Source organism: Leptospira ryugenii, from assembly GCF_003114855.1.
Taxonomy (GTDB): domain Bacteria; phylum Spirochaetota; class Leptospiria; order Leptospirales; family Leptospiraceae; genus Leptospira_A; species Leptospira_A ryugenii.
The window spans coordinates 661,841-679,163 of record NZ_BFBB01000002.1; the positions used below are offsets into that span (position 1 = coordinate 661,841).

A 17,323-nucleotide genomic window follows, 5' to 3' on the forward strand; every position below is an offset into this window, starting at 1 on the left:
ATGGAAACTTATGCCATCGAAATGAAAAATGTACATAAAGCATTCGGACAAAGAAAAATCTTAAAAGGTATGAACCTGCAAGTAAAAAAGGGTGAGACAATGGTGATCCTAGGTCCATCTGGTACTGGTAAGTCGGTGAGTCTCAAACACATCACCGGATTACTAGACCCCGATCACGGGGCATGTTTTGTTTTTGGCGAACAAATTAGCTTTGCAGAACCCAAACAAAAAGAATCCTTACGTGCAAAACTAGGTGTGTTGTTTCAATCTGGAGCCCTCATCAATTGGTTGAGTGTCTATGAAAACGTTGCTTTGCCTCTTCGTGAACACAAAATTGCAGATGGAGAAGAGCTCGATCGCATTGTCATGGAAAAATTAAGGTGGCTAGATCTTGTTCCAGCCAAAGACACTCTCCCGAGCAATATATCTGGCGGTATGAAAAAAAGAGTGGGACTTGCACGTGCCCTCACCTCGCAACCTGAAATTGTCTTATATGACGAGCCCACATCAGGCTTAGATCCTGTCATGAGCAATGTGATCAATGAACTTGTCATCCGCATGCAAAAGGAATTAGGTCTAACGAGTATTGTCGTAACACATGATATGAACTCAGCCTATATGATTGCCGATCGCATTAGCTTTTTGTACGAAGGGGAAGTACTCTTATGTGGTACTCCAGAAGAAATCCAAAACTCTCCCAATCCCATCATTCAACAATTCATCCATGGTCGAACCCATGGACCAATGGTCCTAGACCATTCTGAATTGAAGAAAGTAAAATCCAATTGACGCAAGGTAAGGAAAGTTAGAAGGTAAGGGTATACCAATGAAATCAATCCGCCAAACCATAATCGTTGGCATTCTATTCTTACTTTCTCTGCTAGTGATTGCCTATTTCACGATCATCACTGAGGGCGGACCTTTCCAAAAATCGGGATTTCCTTTGGCAGTTTACTTTCCTGATGCTGAAGGGATTAAAGTGGGAGGAAAAGTTACCATCCATGGCGTTCCCTTTGGCTATGTATCCAAGATTCGATTGGTCCAGATAGATGAGCGAGGTGAAGTTTTGGCAGACGGAACCGCAGGTATAGGAACCAAGGTAGAGCTTACCTTACTCTTGAAAGCACCAATCAACCTATTTGACAATTACCAGATTACCATCAAAAACGAGAGTTTACTCTCCGGTCGAGTGGTTGCACTCGACCCAGGCTCCAAATACAACATCGATCCCAAAACCAAACAGTTTGACATGGGCTCCCCTTTACATGACCCTATCCTACTCCAACCCAAAGCAGGAAAGATGGTGCCTATCCAAGGAAAAGTGACCCAAGACCCTCTCGTTTCCCTCTCAGAGTTGATCGCCGAAAATAGGGCAGATATCCGAAAGTCCATCCAAAACGTGGCGGAGATCACAGGCAAGATCAACCAGGGGAAAGGAACCCTCGGTAAATTGATCAATGAAAGTGACGTTCACAAGTCCGTCAATACCACCTTAGGTGATGCCCAAGTCGTCTTAAAGGAAATCAGAGAAGGATTAGAGGACACGAGAGAACAAGCGCCTGTTACAAGCTTCATCCGATCGGCTCTCTCCGCCTTTTGATCTGTTGCAAAAGAGAGACACTGTTGCAAAAATGAGACAGTTTTTTGGCAGTGCAAAACAGTCAGGGCTCTTTTTTTTGAGTTCATATTCTGAACACATAGAGAAAGCACCCTACAGCCCTTGTTGGAGGCTCGGGAACCCTCCATTTTAGAGACATTCCAATGGATTGGCATGGATATTGCACTAAGCTTGTAGGTTAAAAAAGGCAAGGGAAAACGACCATGCAGACAATTCACAGAAAAACGATCCGAGAATCACTCACTCTTAAAGGTATCGGCCTACATTCAGGCAAAACAGTGACTCTTAGGATGCACCCGGCAGAAGCAGGCACGGGTCTTGTTTTTTTTCTATATAGAAATGGTTCTAAAGTGCGCATTCCCATTTCACTTGACCATGTCGTTGATACGAGCAATGCCACTACCCTTGGAGATGGTGGTAGCAACCGAGTGCAAACCATAGAACATATGCTCGCTGCCTTGTATACCCAAGGAATTACAGACTGTATTTTAGAAATCGATGCCGTAGAAGTACCGATTATGGATGGTTCCTCACGTCCATTTTGGGAAGGCATACAAGGAACAGGCATTCAGACTCTCTCGGAAACGGTAGAACCCATTCGGATCTCCCATCCAATGTGGGTAGTGGACGGAGACAAATACTTGGTCATCCTACCATCTGATGAATTAAAAGTTACCTACCATATTGACTTTAACCACCCACTCCTCAAAGGGCAATCCTATACAACTGTGTTGGATGATTCCATCCTTGCTACCGATATCCTACCTGCGAGAACGTTTGGGTTTTTGAAGGATGTGGAGGCATTACAGGCCAGAGGTTTGGCGCTCGGCGGGTCCCTCGACAATGCGGTGGTTCTCACTGAAGATGGGTACTTAAATGAAAGTCTTCGCTACGAAAACGAATGTGTACGCCATAAAATTCTCGATTTGATCGGTGACTTAGCTGTGATGGGAAGGCCTTTTTATGGGCATTTGATTGCTTCTAAAGCGGGTCATGCCTTGGATATATCCCTAGCAAAGTGCATCATGAGTAAAGTAACAGGCGATGAGCTGACAAGCTTCAAAAGCAAACGCATCCCTCTCTTTGCCAAAAAAGAAGCTAGCCAGTAATTTAGATTTTTTACTTTCCAAAGGTCCCTACCTCCTAGATACTTTCGCCAAGGGAAAGCATGGTGGAAGAGAAACTCATATTCAAAGGTATATCCGCTTTCCCAGGCATTGTCTATGGTAAGGTCCATAAGTGGATTCCCCACAAACGAAAAAGAGAACCACGCTCTGGCCTTGAGCCAGCCGAAACGCGAGCTGAATTAGAACTTTTCAAACAAAGTCTTTCCAGAACCGAACAAGAATTAGAGGCACTCCGAGAAAAATGCCAAAAAGGGGAAAAGAATTCGGAACTTGCCGAGATCATAGAATCCCAAATTGTATTCTTGAACGACCCACTCTTTCGAGCTAAGGTGGTGGAAAGAATACAACTCAATTTTGAAAATGCAAATTTAGCTCTTGAAACAGCGGTTAGTTCCCTATACGAAGAATTCCAAAATATCCCCGATCCGTTTTTTAGAGAGAGAGCTGACCACCTGCTTGATATAGGAAAAAGGTTAGAAGATAACCTAGGCCCCGAAAGCAACAAATCAGAGGATCTCAACCTTCGTCTTCCTGAGTCCTGCATTCTAGTGGCAAAAGAAATTACCCCCACAGAAATGATCAGCCTAGACAAAACCAAAATCATAGGTATAGCTACTGACTTTGGTGGAAAAACAGGTCATATGGCGATCATTGCACGTAACTTTGGCATTCCCACAGTCGTAGGACTAAAAAACATCACAGCACATGTAGAAGAAGATGATTATATACTTTTGGATTCACAAAAAGGGATCATACATAGGTCACCTAGCTTGGATGAGGTGAAACTATATGGGATCAGTTCCGAAATCAAATCCAATCCTCAAGAGGAGCCAAATCTCCCTCTTTTAAAAACTACAGATGGTGCTGAACTCAAAATTAAGGTTAATGTGGACTCTCTCGAGGAAGTGAGCCTTGCTGAAGAAAAAGGGGCAGATGGGATAGGGCTTGTTAGAACCGAAATTCTTTTCATCAGTTACCAAGACATCAAGCCAACAGAAGAAGAACAATTTGATGTCTACAAACAAATACTTCTGCAAATGAAAGATAAAACTGTCACCTTCCGCGTCTGGGACATTGGTGCGGATAAAATGGAAAATGGATATGAAGAGTCCAATCCATTTCTTGGGAATAGAGGCATACGATATCTGCTTCGACACCCTCATTTTTTTAAAGAACAATTGCGTGCCCTTCTCCGAGCAAGTGAATTTGGTACGATGTGGATTATGCTTCCAATGATCACAACCTTATCAGAAATTTTAGAATCAAAGAGGTTGATTCAGGAATGTGAAGAGGAATTAAAATACCAAGGCCACCAAATCCATAAACAGATACCGTTGGGGATCATGGTAGAGACTCCCGCCTGCGCCTTGAATCTACCCTTTCTGGGTAAACATGTTGATTTCTATAGTGTTGGCACAAACGACCTTTTGCAGTATCTATTAGCCGTGGAAAGAAACAACCACACTGTGAATGATCTCTACAATCCTTGGCAAGTTGTCTTTTTGCTTTTGCTAAAGAATATAGCAGAAGTTGCAAAATCCCAAAAAAAACCTCTTTCCATCTGCGGAGAGATTGGGAGTGATCCTATGTTTACCTCTGTTCTGATAGGTATGGGCTACAGAGATTTGTCCTGTGCTTTGCCTCTACTCAAAAAAATCAAAAAGAAAGTTACAGAATGTTCGGTTTGGAAATCAAAATTACTAGTGGACCAGGTGATATCCCTAGCGGCTGAAGAAAAATATGAAGATATAGAGACTCTCGTGAGCCAAACAATCGGCTAAATGACCTACCTCCAAATCTCACGCATACGTTTTCGCAAAGAAAACCAAATCACCAAAAGTAAAGCTGCACCCAGCCAGGAGCTGTAGACAAAGATCGAAAAGAAATCTGATATCTGAGCCTGTGCTTGCGAAATTCCAGCTAAATATCCTGCTAAATAGTGCCCAAAGGCATTGGAAAGAAACCAAGTTCCCATTAGCATGCCCGCAAATCGCATAGGCGCTGTTTGGTTCACAAAGGAAAGGCCTACCGGTGATAAAAATATTTCACTCAAAGTATTCCAAAAGTAAACAAAAATCAAAATCCAGAAGCTAACTTTGTTTTGTTCCGAGATTTGCGAATCCTTTGTTACCAGAGCAAGTACAGCAAATCCTATTCCTAAAAAAAATAGGCTAAATACAAACTTTAGCATGGGATCAAAAGAGATTGAGCGAGAAGCGATCCTATCCCAGAGAGTGATGCAGATCGGTGCTAATAGAAGAATAAAAAGTGGATTGATGGATTGGAAATAAGAAGCGGGGATTTCCCAACCAAATACAAATCGATCTGTATACCGAAGAGCAAATAGATTTAGGGAACTACCCATTTGTTCAAATGCCATCCAAAAGATAATGCTGAATAAGGACAAAAGTAAAATCAGTAAAATCCTAAATGTATTGCTACCTTCCTCTTCATTCGTTACTACTTTAGAAGCTCGGGGCAAGGTCCATATATCCGGATTGAATTTGTTTGTCCCAAAGTAAAAAATACAAATGCCTAAAGCCATTCCTATGCCTGCGGCTCCAAATCCATAGTGCCAATTCACCTTTTCACCCAAATATCCACAAAACAAGGGACCAAGTAAGCCACCTAAGTTGATACCCATATAAAAAATCGTGTAGGCACTATCCTTCAAATGAGGTTCCTTTTCATACAATCTTCCCACCAAAGTTGACATATTGGGTTTAAAGAATCCATTTCCGAGAGCTAAGAGTACCAATCCGAAATAAAAGAAAGTGAGTCCTGGGATTGCGAGCGATAAATGACCCAACAACATAAGAAATGAGCCTATATAGATTGACCTTTTCAATCCAAGATATCTATCAGCGATCAATCCTCCCAAAACAGGCGTTACATAAACAAAACTTGTATAAAGTCCATACACTTGGCTAGCATCTTTGTCGGAAAAATCCATTGCTTTAACCAAATACAAAACTAACAATGCACGCATCCCATAATAACTTGTGCGCTCCCACATCTCAGTGAAAAAGAGTGGGCTTAGTTTTTGATGAAGAGAAACGTTCATTTCGTACGGCTTCTCCATTCGACTTCTTTTTCTTTACTTTCCATATTCACATAACGTGCAGCTGTAAAAAGATAATCTGACAAACGGTTCAAAAAGATACGAATCTCTTGCGATATATCTCCTCCATTCTGTATGTAAGTGAGTGTCTCCCGTTCGAGTCGTCGAGAAATGGTTCGGGCTATATGTAAACCTGAGGCAAAACTAACACCTGCTGGTAGAATAAAACTTTTTAGCTCTGGCAAAGACTGACTCAAACGGTCGATCTCATTTTCCATCTCTTGGGTATCTTCTGGCCCGATACAGGAGACTCCAGATTTTGCTTGGTAACCGGCAAGTTCTGAGCCAAGCTCGAATAACAGGTGTTGGACTTTTGTCAAATATTCTATGACCCCTGACCCAGATTGTGGCCTAAAGGAAAGAGCAAAGCCTATCCAAGAGTTAAGCTCATCACTGGTTCCATAAAGACCTACCCGTTCGTCTGTCTTTGGGACCTTTTTTCCAGAGGCCAAATAGGTCTCTCCTGTATCCCCAGCCTTTGTATAAATCTTCAAATTCTCATCCTGACCGTCAAAATTTCTTTACAGACACAGTTTCTTGGGAGTAGACTGAAAGGGAAAGGCAATTTCGGGAGAAACAGGGAAGGCAACCCCTCTTCTCTTCTGCTAAACAGAAACGGAAGCGGCCTCTCCTCTTTGTAGGGAAACAAAGGGTCTAGAGACACACAAGGAGGGTGTGACTATGATTATCAATCACAACGTCAGCGCTTTGGTAGCAAAGCGAGCACTGACAAATACCAGTCGTGATATGGACAAATCCATGGAACGTCTCGCCACAGGCATGCGACTCAATCGCCCTGGTGATGATGCTCCTGGATTTGCGGTATCCGAAAAACTAAGAAGCCAAATCCGAGGTTTGGGACAAGCAGAACGAAATACCCAAGATGGTCTATCCTTTCTGCAAGTCACGGAAGGATCATTGGATCAGGTTAATTCCATTCTCCAACGCCTACGAGAACTCTCAGTTCAGTCGGCTAACGGAATCTACTCTACAGAAGATCGAAAACTAGTTCAGTTAGAGGTCTCGCAATTGGTAGAGGAAGTAGAGAGAATCGGAACGACTGCCGAGTTCAACAAAATTCGTCCACTGGATGGTCGATTTTCGAGAGCCGGAAAAAATCCTATGTCGGTGCAGGTGGGTGGCAATGCGGGAGAGAGAGTTGATATATTCATCAATACTATGAATAGTTCAGCTTTGAAGTTAAAAGGTGGACAAGACCGTTTGACTCTTTCGACTCCTGACAAAGCAAATAACTCTTTAAAAGTTTTGGATGATGCGATTTCAAAAGTAAATCAACTTCGTTCAGATTTAGGAGCTTATTACAACCGACTTGACCTGACTCTTCGATCGTTAAGCAACAATTATGTGAATTTGGTTTCTTCCGAATCACAAGTGAGAGATGCTGATATGGCAGAAGAAATGGTTGAATTTTCCAAAAACCAAATCCTTACCAAATCTGGTGTAGCGATGCTTGCACAAGCAAATGTTCGTCCAGAATCCGTTGTTAAATTGCTTACGGATCGCTACTAGATCTTGGCGCTTGGGGGGATTTCAATCCCCCTTTTTTGCAGTTTCCACTTGCCTAAAATCATTTCCTTCCCAAGCTTAGTCCGAAAGATTTAATATTCGAGGATAAAAATGAAACAGCTTGTTTCGGGCACTTTAGCCCTTTCACTTTTAACTAGTATTTCCTGCGGACTATCAGATAACGCTAAAAGATTGATAATGAGTACATCCATAGGTTGTGCTGCTGGTTTGGCTATTGGAGCAGTTTATGATGAATCCCAAAGAAAAAAGGATTCAAAAAATACAAAGAACAATTTCCAAAAACAAATTAAAGACGCACTCAACTTAGAAAAGAAAAAACCACAAAACAAAGGTAAGATTATTGGCCTAGGTGCTGGTTGCCTTGCAGGACTCGGTACAGGATTCTATTTGAATACAATGTATGACAATATGAATGAGCAGATGTCCAAAGAAGGGATTGCTCTGGAAAAACAAACGGGTGCCAATGGTGAAACAGAAGCCCTTCTTGTGAAGATGGACGGTGGCATTTCCTTTGAAGATGGAAAGTCTGACCTCAAAGGGAAAGGAAAGGAAAACCTCGATAAATTAGCAGAGGCACTCGCTGCGTATCCCGAAACCAAAATCAATATCACAGGCCATGCCAACAAAACAGGTGCAGAAGATGTAAATTTAAGGCTATCCCAATCACGTGCAGAAACAGCTAGTTCCGCTATTAAGGAAAGTGGTATAGAAGCACAAAGAATCAATTCTGTAAAAGGACTTGGGTCTAGCACTCCTGCGAAAGGTTTGAAGCCTGAAGATGGAAAGAATAGAAGAGTAGAAGTAGAAATCTTAGCAGCAGGCTAAGCAAGAACAAGGATACCGGTTTTCAGAGGATCCGAAAACCGGTATTTTTATTTACATACCTAAGCCTGGAAAACCTCCCATGGCTTGCATTTGCTTTGCGGCACCTGCCTGAGCCTCGGAAAGAGCCTTGGCATAGGCCTCTTGTATCGATTTTTCTAATACTATCTTATCTTTTTTTTCCAAAAGTTCATCTTCTATCTGTATGGATTTCATTTGGAATTTGCCATCCAAAGTAATGGAAAGAAGTTTATTTTTAGATATACCAACAAAGTTTAAGTTGGCTAATTCCTTCTCCATTGTTTTGACTTGAGATCTCATCTTCTTCATTTGTTTGAGCATCTCAAACTTATTGCCACCTGCTCCACCGAACATATTTACCTCGTTTTAGAAACCTTCCATAACAGAAAAACAAGGATAGAAATTCAGGGCAATAGAAAAAACCCTTCATTTAGAATCCTGTTTCTCAGGTCGATACTCAATCTATGGTCCATCCTGATCGACCCTGGAAACGAATATGGGATCTTCTTATCTTTCTTTGTACGACCTACTTTGCTGTGGAAGTACCGCTTCGGATCGTCTTTCATTACAAGGTAGACCAAGAAATCGTATTCTACGAGCGGATCTTCCAAATCCTTTTCTCGATCGATATTCTTTTAAATTTTCGAACTGGCTTTTTCGAAGAGCGCACTTTAGTGATGAACCACCATCAAGTTGCAAGGAAATATTTCAAGTCCTGGTTCTTTGTAGATTTTCTCTCTGCCTTTCCCTTCGATGTCTTCGGTGGTTTTTTCTATGAATACTTTGGAGTAACGGATACACTTCGGATATTAAGAATCCTAAGGGCTGTTAAAGTTTTCGAACTCTTCAAATCTTTACGACTCTTGGCAATGGGTGGTAACGAAGAATTCCAGTATAGAGTATTGGAGGTAATCAACCCAGTTACCTTTCGTTTGGTCTTTTTTATTTACTGGACAAGTTTGTTTGCACATTGGGTAGCTTGTGGTTGGATAAAACTTACACCAGAATTTTTAAAAGATAGCGATATAATCACTCGTTACATCAGATCTCTCTATTGGTCTGTAACCACCCTAACCACGATTGGTTATGGAGATATCACTCCGAGAACAAATACCCAAACAATCTACACAATGTTTGTGATGATCATAGGAGTTGGTATTTACGGATATGTTGTTGGTAACATCGCAAGTCTTCTTTCCAATGTTGACATTTCTCGTATAAAGTTTCAGGAAAAATTGGACACGATCAATTCATTTCTTAGATACAAAAAGATTCCAGCCGATCTCTCAAATAGGATCCGGTCGTATTATATCAACTTATGGGAAAATCGACATGGAATCGATGAGAGGGACATCTGGGAGGAACTTCCATCTGCCATGAAGATAGAAGTCTCTTTATTTTTACATGCAAAGTTAATTTCTGTAGTTCCCTTTTTTCGTGATGCGACGGAAGAATTAAAACGCGAAATTGTACAACAATTAAAACCAATTGCCTTTATGCGAGGAGACCTTATCTTTCGGGAAGGGGATGTTCCACATAACATGTATTTCATTGCAAAAGGATCTGTTGATATCATCAAAGAATCCTCTGGCACAGTCTTAGATTCCTTGCATGAAGGGAATTTTTTTGGCGAAATGGCATTGATAGACGATAGGCTTAGGTCTGCATCTGTCCGTGCTCGAACATTTTGTGAAACCTATGTGTTAAGCCGAGAAAGTTTCCGGGAGATACTCAGCCACCACCCACAATTTGCAAAGAAAATACGACAAATTGCAATGAGCCGAAAGAAACAATCTAAGCAAACGGGAATCGAAACTCCGGCTCGATAAGTTTAATCACTTCATCCGCCAAACGGTCAAAGGCAAACCATGGGATTGAATCTTTTTTTAATGGTTCATGTTTTTCCGTTTTGGTTTTTATGGATTCTGATTTTGGTATCTCATTCAAGGTAGGTATCTCTTCGATTTGTTTTAATCGATCGATGATCTCTCTATGTTTCTTGGATGTTCCAAATAAGGAGGGTAAAAAGGCAGTCATCTTTTTGGCAGAAAATAAATTTTCAGTGGCAGAGATCTCATCTAAAAGTAAATTTACAGCTCTTATGGCCCACTTACTAGGTGTTACAGGGATCACAACCAAATTTGCAACAAACAAAGCGCTCGTTAACTCATATTTGGCAGCTCCAGGTGTATCAATCACAACATAGGAATATTGGTCTCTAACCTTATCTAGAGTTTTTTTGAATTCCTGGGATATGAACAAAGGGTCCTCTGTGACTCTCACTAGTTTTGAAAGCGTTAGGGTAGCCGGTATGACATCGACTAAAGTTTTTCTTACAATCACATCTTCAATAGAAGATCTTCCGAGAAGAAGAGAAAGGATGTTATGGTTTTCCAAACGCTCTATAGGGTAATCGGGTAAAAAGAAATCTGTCAAATCAGCTTGCATATCCAAATCTATGACCAGGGTTTTCCCCCGTCGTGCAAGTGCAGTGGCCAGATGGATGGCTGTCGTAGACTTAGCACTCCCGCCTTTGATATTGGACACGGTGATGACTTTCATGCCGTCGATTCTAAATAGTTTAGTAGAATTACCAAACAAATTTTTTTTGAAAATTCCTTGGAGAGAGCTAAGAAGTTGAAATCCTTGGCACTCTATGGCTTACTTAGCAAAATTTCGTGTTTGGGACAAAGCAGCAAAAGAATTCACGATCAAAGGCTTTTCGCTCACCTTAGATGGTAAGTTGCTTCGTATGGGACAGCCTGTCAGCAACGATGGAAATTTTATCTTACATGCCTTTACAGGTATGAAGGATAAATACGACAAAGAGCTCTATGAAGATGACGTGATCGAACATACCATTGCCAAAGGTGGAAACCTCACCCAAGAGGTGGGAGTCATCAAATACAACAATGAGCATGGCGCCTTTTATCTAGAAAATGGCCCACCACTTCTCCAATTGTTTTCCATCCGAAAGGTAGGCAATCCATATGAAAATCCTATCCTCTTCGATCTCTATTTCAAAAACAAAGTCCAGTCTTGAAGAGTTTCCCTAGGCAATGGATTTTCATCCTTGCCTTTTCTGGTCTACCGCTTTCGATCCGATCTGAGTCCTTGGACCAAACCTGGGATACGTTGCAGAGATCCAAAGAGTTGTATTCCTTACAAGATAAAGCACCGCAGAGGCTGCGCTTCGGTTTCGGATACGAAGGCCCCCAACAATTGACCAAGGAAGCTATCAGCCATGAGGTCTTTCGGTTTTGCGCTCACTACATCGAACGGTTCCACCCTGAATTCCAAAGCCCAAAGCATCGAGTCAACATTCGCAACCACATCAGCAGTTATTACACGGAAATCTTCAGTCCTCAATTTTTAGGTAAATCCACATTTGTCTGCCACTCTCTTTGGGATAAAGAAAAAGGGAGCCTCAAGGTTAGTTTTTTTTCCAACAGAGACATTTACTTTCCCTTCCGTTGGGAGTATCTAAAGGCCGATGGTAGCCTTGCCTTCTTAGAGGAGGATGAAGAAAAATTAGGAAGAAAGGACAGTTTTACTCGCTTCCACTCCGACCAATGCGTAGAGTCCATCCAAAAAGATAAAAATGGAATTGGGGGCATTGACCAATGGTGGATCTATGATCAATGCCAACTCATACGAATCGAATACGATGAGAATGAAAATGGATTGAAAGAGAGAGTCTGTTTTTTTGAAAACGGTAAACAGAAAAATTGTGAAGGTATCGGAGAAAAGGAAGAAAAAGTAGCGCGGAGCTTCCTTGAAAGAGGAGAATCAGAAAAGGCATTGCAAGCTTTTTATTTTGCTTTGGGCGAATACAAAAAAGAATTCTCTTCACCTACTTCTAGAACCTGTTCCTTGTTACGTGAAATCATTTCCTTGGAATATGCCAAGGAAAACTATCCAAAGTTTGGGAAATACTTGGATGAATTCCTAGCGATTCCTATCTGCGAAAAAAATTCTTTGGAAATGTTGATTTACAAAGCTTACTACCAACTCTACATCTCGCAAAAGTACAAAGAGGCCAAAAAAACCTATAGAAAGGCCTCGGAAGAATACTTTCGAATGAACGGAGAAGAAAACCCCGAGCTGATTCTTAATCTTGCATTTTCGCAGTATAAAGATGAGGATCCCCTTTCTTGCCTCCAAAGTTTAGAACGATTGCGTGAAAAACGTATGTTAGCTGTTGCTAGGTTTTATTTTTTTTACTACAGGGCTTCCTGTTCCTTGTCCCTCAAAAAATATGAAGAATCCATACAAGATTTTCAGAAGGCACTTATAAAGTCCCAAGATCAAAATTACCACGCACTCATCTATTTAAAAATAGCCAAGTCGCTTTATGCCTTGTCTCGGTTTGCAGAGGGAGAGGATTTCCTCATCAAATCACTTTCAGCAGACATTCAGTTGTTTGCACAAGTTAAGGAAGATCCAATTTTCCAAAGTTTTCTCCTAAGCCCTGCGGGACAAAAGTTCCAATCAAAATATTCCTTGCCGAAGAAGTAGAAGTCAGAAAGCATCGAGAGAAATTTAGGGAGCAAACTCGCGGATGAAAAATTTTTCCACTCTGAACGACGTATTTTATTATACAAAAAATCGTTATGGTTCTAAAGAACTTTTCTTTTCCAAAGACAACCAAAAACAATTCAAAGGAACCACATTTGCAGATGCATTTCGCAAGGCCGAAAATGTTGGACTCGCCTTACTACAATTTGGCTTAAAACCAGGAGATAAAGTCGGACTTATGGCGGACAACCGCTTAGAGTGGGCCATTGCCGATATGGCAGTGCTACTCAATGGTGCCGTTGATGTGCCGAGAGGCTCTGACTCCACACCACAGGAGATTCAGTACATATTGGAACATTCCGAAAGCAAATACTGTTTTGTGGAACACCAAAAACTCTATGAATCCCTTAAGCCAATCCTTGGCTCGACAAAAGTAGAAAAAGTAATCGTTTTGGATCCGCAATTTTCCTCCAAAGATCCAAATGTACATTCCTTAGCAGAACTCGTCCAGATGGGCGAAGAATACCGTAAAAATTTACCGTCCTTAGAACTGCGGGCAAAACAAACAAAACCAGACGATCTATTTACCATCATTTACACCTCCGGCACAACGGGAATGCCGAAAGGGGTAATGCTTACCCACCAAAATATGGTATACAATGTTTTGAAAGTTCCACCCAGGGTGGGCCTCGTTAGCGGTGACCGTGCTCTTTCGATCTTGCCTGTTTGGCATATTTTTGAAAGAGCCATTGACTATGCCTTGTACGCTGAGGGCGCAAGTATAGCTTACACCAATGTTAGAGACCTAAGAGATGATTTTACCAAAATCCAACCTACGTTTATGGCCTCAGCTCCAAGGCTTTGGGAAAACCTATATCTTGGCATCAAACAAAAGTTAGAAAAGGCACCCGAAACCAGACGTAAACTTTTTGAATTTGCTTATGATGTTTGCAAAAAATGGAAGGATGCTACCGATTACCTGGCAGGAAATAAATTGCTCACAACGGAAGAAAACCCATTTGAACGTGCCAAAAATACAGCCCTTGCTCTCGCAAATTCCATCAACCTCTTCTTTTTAGCAAAGTTGTTAGATGGAATCGTATTCTCAAAGATACGAGATGTTTTGGGTGGCAAACTCCACGGCACCATTTCTGGCGGTGGAGCCCTACCCGCTCATGTCGATGAATTTTTCAATGTCATCGGAATCCCCGTTTATGAAGGCTACGGAATGACCGAATGTGCACCTATCATTTCTGTGCGCTCCGTTGGAAAAGTAGTCCAAGGCTCTGTGGGAAGTTGGCCGGAGGGAACTGCAGTTAAGATCCTAAATGATGCAGGCGAAATCGTTCCCAAAGGGAAGATGGGAATCATTCATGTGAAAGGACCCCAAGTGATGAAAGGCTATTACAAGAATGAAGAAGCTACCAACAAAACCTTAAAAGATGGCTGGCTGAATACAGGTGATTTAGGTTTTATTTCGTTTAATGACACACTTTCTGTCCGAGGGAGAGTGAAGGATACAATCGTACTATTAGGTGGTGAAAACGTCGAGCCAGTGCCAATTGAAAACCTTCTCTTAGAAAATGCTCTCATCAACCAAGTTATTGTTGTAGGGCAAGACCAAAAATCCCTTACCGCTTTGGTATGGCCGGACAAAGAAAGAATGAAGGAAGCTGGATTGTCTTTTTCAGAAGGAGAAGATTTCAATCAAAACAAAGAGGTGCGTGCATTCTACCAAAACATCATCAAAAAACAAATCTCTTCCGAGAATGGGTTTAAATCTTTTGAAAAACTTACGGACTTTCGTTTTCTTCCGAAGGCAATGGAAGTGGGCGATGAACTCACCAATCTTTTCAAAATGAAGCGAAACGTGATCCATGATAAATACAAAAATTTGATCCAGAGTATGTACAACTAAGATTGGTTATTTTCTAGATCTTTACAAATCTTTCCTGCGATTTCTGCTAAATCGCGGGAAAGATGAGGAAAATCTAAAACGGTTTGCAGTGCCATCAAGGCTAGTCCTTTCCTTTTAGCATCCTGCCATCTCACAGATTGAAAGGTTTTAGCAATCTGAGCCGCTATCTGCGGATTGATTTCATTCAAAAGCAATAGACATTCACACAACCAACGATAAGTAGCCCCATCCTTTCTATGAAAGGAAAGATGATTTCTTGCTAAGCTAGAAAGAACAGAGCGCACGCGATTCGGATTTTTCCAATTGAAATCTGAAGAGCTCACCAATGATTGTGCTCTTTCTAAAGCATCAGGTCCATAACTTACTTGAGCAGAGAACCATAGGTCTAGTGAGAGAACATCAGCTTTCCATTTATTATAGAATAACTGTATGCTAGTTTCTTTTTCTCGGTAAGAGCTCTCACAAAAGGCCCTAAGTACTGCAATTTCATCCGACATATGGTTTGCTTGTTTTTGTTGTTCCAAGGCAATTGAGATCACTTCATCTTTAGCTTGCGGCAGGTAAAATAAAAAGGAGAGAGCCATATTCTTGAGCCGACGTTTCCCAATATTCTCTCTATCTTGCGATGACATACTTCCTAAGTTTTCTTTGTAAACGGAAAATAAATCTGGCCGGAGTGTTGAGCTGATCTCTTGGAGCATCTTATGGCGTATCTCGTGGATTTCTTCAAATGCATAAACTTTTAATTCATCTGCTAAAATAGTGAGACCAGGAAATGCAAGTAAATAGCTTAAGTAGTCTTTGGGTAAAGTCTCTCTTGTCTCAATGAAATGTTTGTATAAGGCAATTGTATCAGAGGTAGAATTCTTTTGATTTTGTTCCCAACGGTTTCGGAACTCGCGAAAAATGATCTTTTGGAATGCAAAAAATTTGGAAAACCCGTCGGTTTCTTGTTTCGCCAAAAAAATCAATTCTCTCTCATCACGTTCAAAGGCTAGATGTACGGGTGCTGAATAGGATCGTAACAAGGAGAAAATAGGTTTGTTTACTAGGCCAGTCCAAACTTTCTCTTCCTGAACTGCTTTCATTTCCCATAACCCAGAGTCTAGGGATTTTGAATCTTGGTCGAACAAGGCATATTGGATGGGAAAAACAAGAGGAAGTTCTCCAGTCTCACTATCCTGTATTTTGATTTGGTAGGTACCTTCCGAGGGATTCCATTTTTCTTCGACTCGAAGTGTAGGAGTACCCTTTCTATGGTACCAATTGCGAAATTGCAGTAAAGAGTGATGGGAGACTTGTTCCATCGATGAAAGGAATTCTTCAAACGTAACCGCTTGTCCATCATAAGTATGCAAATAGAGCTGTAATCCTTTTCGGAAAGTATCTCGACCGATCAGATGCGATAACATTCGGATTACCTCAGCACCCTTCTCGTATACAGTGACTGTGTAAAAATTATTCATCTCTATATAGGATTTGGGAAGGATGGGATGTGCCATGGGACCTGCATCCTCTGGAAATTGGTGTTCCCATAAAATAAGAACATCTTTGATCCTCTTCACAGAAGGATCCGTTTTATCTTCTGTGAACCACTGGTCACGGAATACGGTAAGCCCTTCCTTAAGAGTTAAGTTGAACCAATTTCTAAGTGTGACTCTATTTCCTGTCCAATTGTGAAAGTATTCATGTGCGACAACAGCTAATATGGATTCAAAAGTATCATCGGTGGCAGAACTTTTATCAGCTAACACTAGTTTTGAGTTAAACAGATTCAGGCCTTTATTTTCCATCGCACCCATATTAAAGTCGTCAACTGCTACAATCATATACAAGTCGAGATCATACTCAAGGCCAAAGGTCTCTTCGTCCCAGCGCATTGCTTCTTTTAAGGCGAACATGGCAAAATCAGTTTTTGAGAGGTTCTTTTCTTCGACGTAAATTCTTAGCTCAATGCTTCTACCTGATTTTGTCTTCCATTGGTCGCTGCGATATTGTAAATTTCCGGCTACGATGGCAAAGAGATAGGAAGGCTTTGGAAATGGATCTTCCCAGACCACTTCTTGTCTGCCGTCTTCCCATTCTTGGCTGTGGATGAGATTTCCATTGGAAAGTAAGGTGGGAAACTCCTCTTTAGGGGCTGAAAGAGTCACCTGAAATCGTATTGGATTATCAGGTCGATCAATTGAATAGGTGATCTTTCGAAAGCCTTCCGGTTCATTCTGTGTGCAAAGCATAGACCCAGAATGGTATAGACCTTCTAAAGCGGTATTGTGTTTGGGGCTTAGGCTATTCTCTACCGTTAGGCGAAAGCTTCGACCGGGTACTATGCGTAGGAAGAGGCCATCCTCGGAGACATGGTATTGCAGAGGCTCAGCGATGGCACCATTGATCCGAAGGCTTAAAAAACCAAGCCCCTCTCCATGGAAAAAGACTCCAGGAAGTGCTTCCCCTTCCCAATCGCCTACATATTCTACCAGGTAATCGGTGCGAACTATGGTACGCTCTAGGTCTAAATCAAAGCGTATCTTTGCTTCGGGAGTGATCCAAAGGGGGCTTGTATACTCTTCTAGGAAATGGGGTTTGAGCTCAGTAGAGGAAGACGACACACTCCCTCTATCTCAATGCAA

Annotated in this window: 15 protein-coding genes; 10 read left to right on the forward strand and 5 right to left on the reverse strand. The window is 41.5% G+C overall.

Translation table 11 applies throughout. From position 1 onward, the window contains the following. The 4 genes from DI060_RS03870 to ptsP all read left to right on the forward strand — a co-directional run bounded on the left by DI060_RS03870 (nt 1) and on the right by ptsP (nt 4,526). Nucleotides 1-789 (forward strand): ABC transporter ATP-binding protein, encoded by a 789-nt coding sequence (locus DI060_RS03870; RefSeq protein ID WP_108973852.1) that lies wholly within the window; start codon nt 1-3, stop codon nt 787-789. A gap of 37 nt (nt 790-826) precedes the next feature. Beyond that, a complete protein-coding gene (gene mce, locus DI060_RS03875; protein WP_108973854.1) occupies nt 827-1,600 on the forward strand; it encodes a mammalian cell entry protein Mce in 774 nt (257 codons plus the stop codon). A 221-nt stretch (nt 1,601-1,821) separates the two neighbouring features. Next, nucleotides 1,822-2,727, forward strand: a complete 906-nt coding sequence (gene lpxC / locus DI060_RS03880; protein ID WP_108973856.1) for a UDP-3-O-acyl-N-acetylglucosamine deacetylase — start codon at nt 1,822-1,824, stop codon at nt 2,725-2,727. 59 nt (nt 2,728-2,786) lie between these two features. Next, complete coding sequence (gene ptsP, locus DI060_RS03885; RefSeq protein WP_244594265.1) at nt 2,787-4,526, forward strand: phosphoenolpyruvate--protein phosphotransferase; 1,740 nt, start codon at nt 2,787-2,789, stop codon at nt 4,524-4,526. Nucleotides 4,527-4,531: 5 nt separating this feature from the next. Here ptsP and DI060_RS03890 read toward each other — a convergent pair whose 3' ends face one another. Further along, nucleotides 4,532-5,809: a peptide MFS transporter gene (locus DI060_RS03890; protein WP_244594266.1), complete on the reverse strand. Its 1,278-nt coding sequence runs from the start codon at nt 5,807-5,809 to the stop codon at nt 4,532-4,534. Further along, the gene (locus tag DI060_RS03895) at nt 5,806-6,360 is read right to left on the reverse strand and encodes a cob(I)yrinic acid a,c-diamide adenosyltransferase (RefSeq protein ID WP_108973860.1); all 555 of its coding nucleotides are present in this window, start codon (nt 6,358-6,360) and stop codon (nt 5,806-5,808) included. Before DI060_RS03895 ends, DI060_RS03890 begins: the two co-directional genes overlap by 4 nt. 187 nt (nt 6,361-6,547) lie before the next feature. Here DI060_RS03895 and DI060_RS03900 point away from each other — a divergent pair, with 187 nt between their 5' ends. Together DI060_RS03900 and DI060_RS03905 are read left to right on the forward strand one after the other, a co-directional pair. Further along, nucleotides 6,548-7,396: a flagellin N-terminal helical domain-containing protein gene (locus tag DI060_RS03900; RefSeq protein ID WP_108973862.1), complete on the forward strand. Its 849-nt coding sequence runs from the start codon at nt 6,548-6,550 to the stop codon at nt 7,394-7,396. Between the two features lie 195 nt (nt 7,397-7,591). Beyond that, a complete protein-coding gene (locus DI060_RS03905) occupies nt 7,592-8,239 on the forward strand; it encodes an OmpA family protein (RefSeq protein ID WP_244594267.1) in 648 nt (215 codons plus the stop codon). A 51-nt stretch (nt 8,240-8,290) separates the two neighbouring features. Here DI060_RS03905 and DI060_RS03910 read toward each other — a convergent pair whose 3' ends face one another. Continuing rightward, on the reverse strand, nt 8,291-8,611 hold the full coding sequence (locus DI060_RS03910; RefSeq protein WP_108973866.1) for a YbaB/EbfC family nucleoid-associated protein: 321 nt from the start codon (nt 8,609-8,611) through the stop codon (nt 8,291-8,293). Between the two features lie 110 nt (nt 8,612-8,721). Here DI060_RS03910 and DI060_RS03915 point away from each other — a divergent pair, with 110 nt between their 5' ends. Next, nucleotides 8,722-10,086: an ion transporter gene (locus DI060_RS03915; RefSeq protein ID WP_108973868.1), complete on the forward strand. Its 1,365-nt coding sequence runs from the start codon at nt 8,722-8,724 to the stop codon at nt 10,084-10,086. On the opposite strand, the gene DI060_RS03920 is transcribed toward DI060_RS03915, so the two are convergent. After that, a complete protein-coding gene (locus DI060_RS03920; RefSeq protein WP_108973870.1) occupies nt 10,052-10,819 on the reverse strand; it encodes a ParA family protein in 768 nt (255 codons plus the stop codon). The two genes, DI060_RS03915 and DI060_RS03920, sit on opposite strands and share 35 nt — an antisense overlap. Nucleotides 10,820-10,913: 94 nt before the next feature. On the opposite strand from DI060_RS03920, the gene DI060_RS03925 reads away from it, so the two are divergent. From DI060_RS03925 to DI060_RS03935, 3 genes are read left to right on the forward strand one after another with little or no spacing between them, the layout of a single operon-like run. Then, a complete protein-coding gene (locus tag DI060_RS03925) occupies nt 10,914-11,300 on the forward strand; it encodes a YopX family protein (RefSeq protein WP_108973872.1) in 387 nt (128 codons plus the stop codon). Further along, nucleotides 11,297-12,775: a tetratricopeptide repeat protein gene (locus DI060_RS03930; protein WP_108973874.1), complete on the forward strand. Its 1,479-nt coding sequence runs from the start codon at nt 11,297-11,299 to the stop codon at nt 12,773-12,775. The genes DI060_RS03925 and DI060_RS03930 overlap by 4 nt, the downstream gene beginning before the upstream one ends. A 43-nt stretch (nt 12,776-12,818) precedes the next feature. Beyond that, a complete protein-coding gene (locus DI060_RS03935; RefSeq protein ID WP_108973876.1) occupies nt 12,819-14,693 on the forward strand; it encodes an AMP-dependent synthetase/ligase in 1,875 nt (624 codons plus the stop codon). Here the strand turns inward: DI060_RS03935 and pepN are convergent. Then, entirely contained in the window at nt 14,690-17,302 is a 2,613-nt protein-coding gene (pepN, locus tag DI060_RS03940) for an aminopeptidase N (RefSeq protein WP_108973878.1), read from the reverse strand. The genes DI060_RS03935 and pepN overlap by 4 nt on opposite strands. Nucleotides 17,303-17,323 lie beyond the last annotated feature (21 nt).

Bases quoted from the DNA above. Each gene is read 5' to 3' on its own strand.
- DI060_RS03870 (WP_108973852.1), top strand. From the start codon at position 1: ATGGAAACTTATGCCATCGAAATGAAAAATGTACATAAAGCATTCGGA.
- mce (WP_108973854.1), top strand. From the start codon at position 827: ATGAAATCAATCCGCCAAACCATAATCGTTGGCATTCTATTCTTACTT.
- lpxC (WP_108973856.1), top strand. From the start codon at position 1,822: ATGCAGACAATTCACAGAAAAACGATCCGAGAATCACTCACTCTTAAA.
- ptsP (WP_244594265.1), top strand. From the start codon at position 2,787: ATGGTGGAAGAGAAACTCATATTCAAAGGTATATCCGCTTTCCCAGGC.
- DI060_RS03890 (WP_244594266.1), bottom strand. From the start codon at position 5,809: ATGAACGTTTCTCTTCATCAAAAACTAAGCCCACTCTTTTTCACTGAG.
- DI060_RS03900 (WP_108973862.1), top strand. From the start codon at position 6,548: ATGATTATCAATCACAACGTCAGCGCTTTGGTAGCAAAGCGAGCACTG.
- DI060_RS03905 (WP_244594267.1), top strand. From the start codon at position 7,592: ATGAGTACATCCATAGGTTGTGCTGCTGGTTTGGCTATTGGAGCAGTT.
- DI060_RS03910 (WP_108973866.1), bottom strand. From the start codon at position 8,611: ATGTTCGGTGGAGCAGGTGGCAATAAGTTTGAGATGCTCAAACAAATG.
- DI060_RS03915 (WP_108973868.1), top strand. From the start codon at position 8,722: ATGGTCCATCCTGATCGACCCTGGAAACGAATATGGGATCTTCTTATC.
- DI060_RS03920 (WP_108973870.1), bottom strand. From the start codon at position 10,819: ATGAAAGTCATCACCGTGTCCAATATCAAAGGCGGGAGTGCTAAGTCT.
- DI060_RS03925 (WP_108973872.1), top strand. From the start codon at position 10,914: ATGGCTTACTTAGCAAAATTTCGTGTTTGGGACAAAGCAGCAAAAGAA.
- DI060_RS03935 (WP_108973876.1), top strand. From the start codon at position 12,819: ATGAAAAATTTTTCCACTCTGAACGACGTATTTTATTATACAAAAAAT.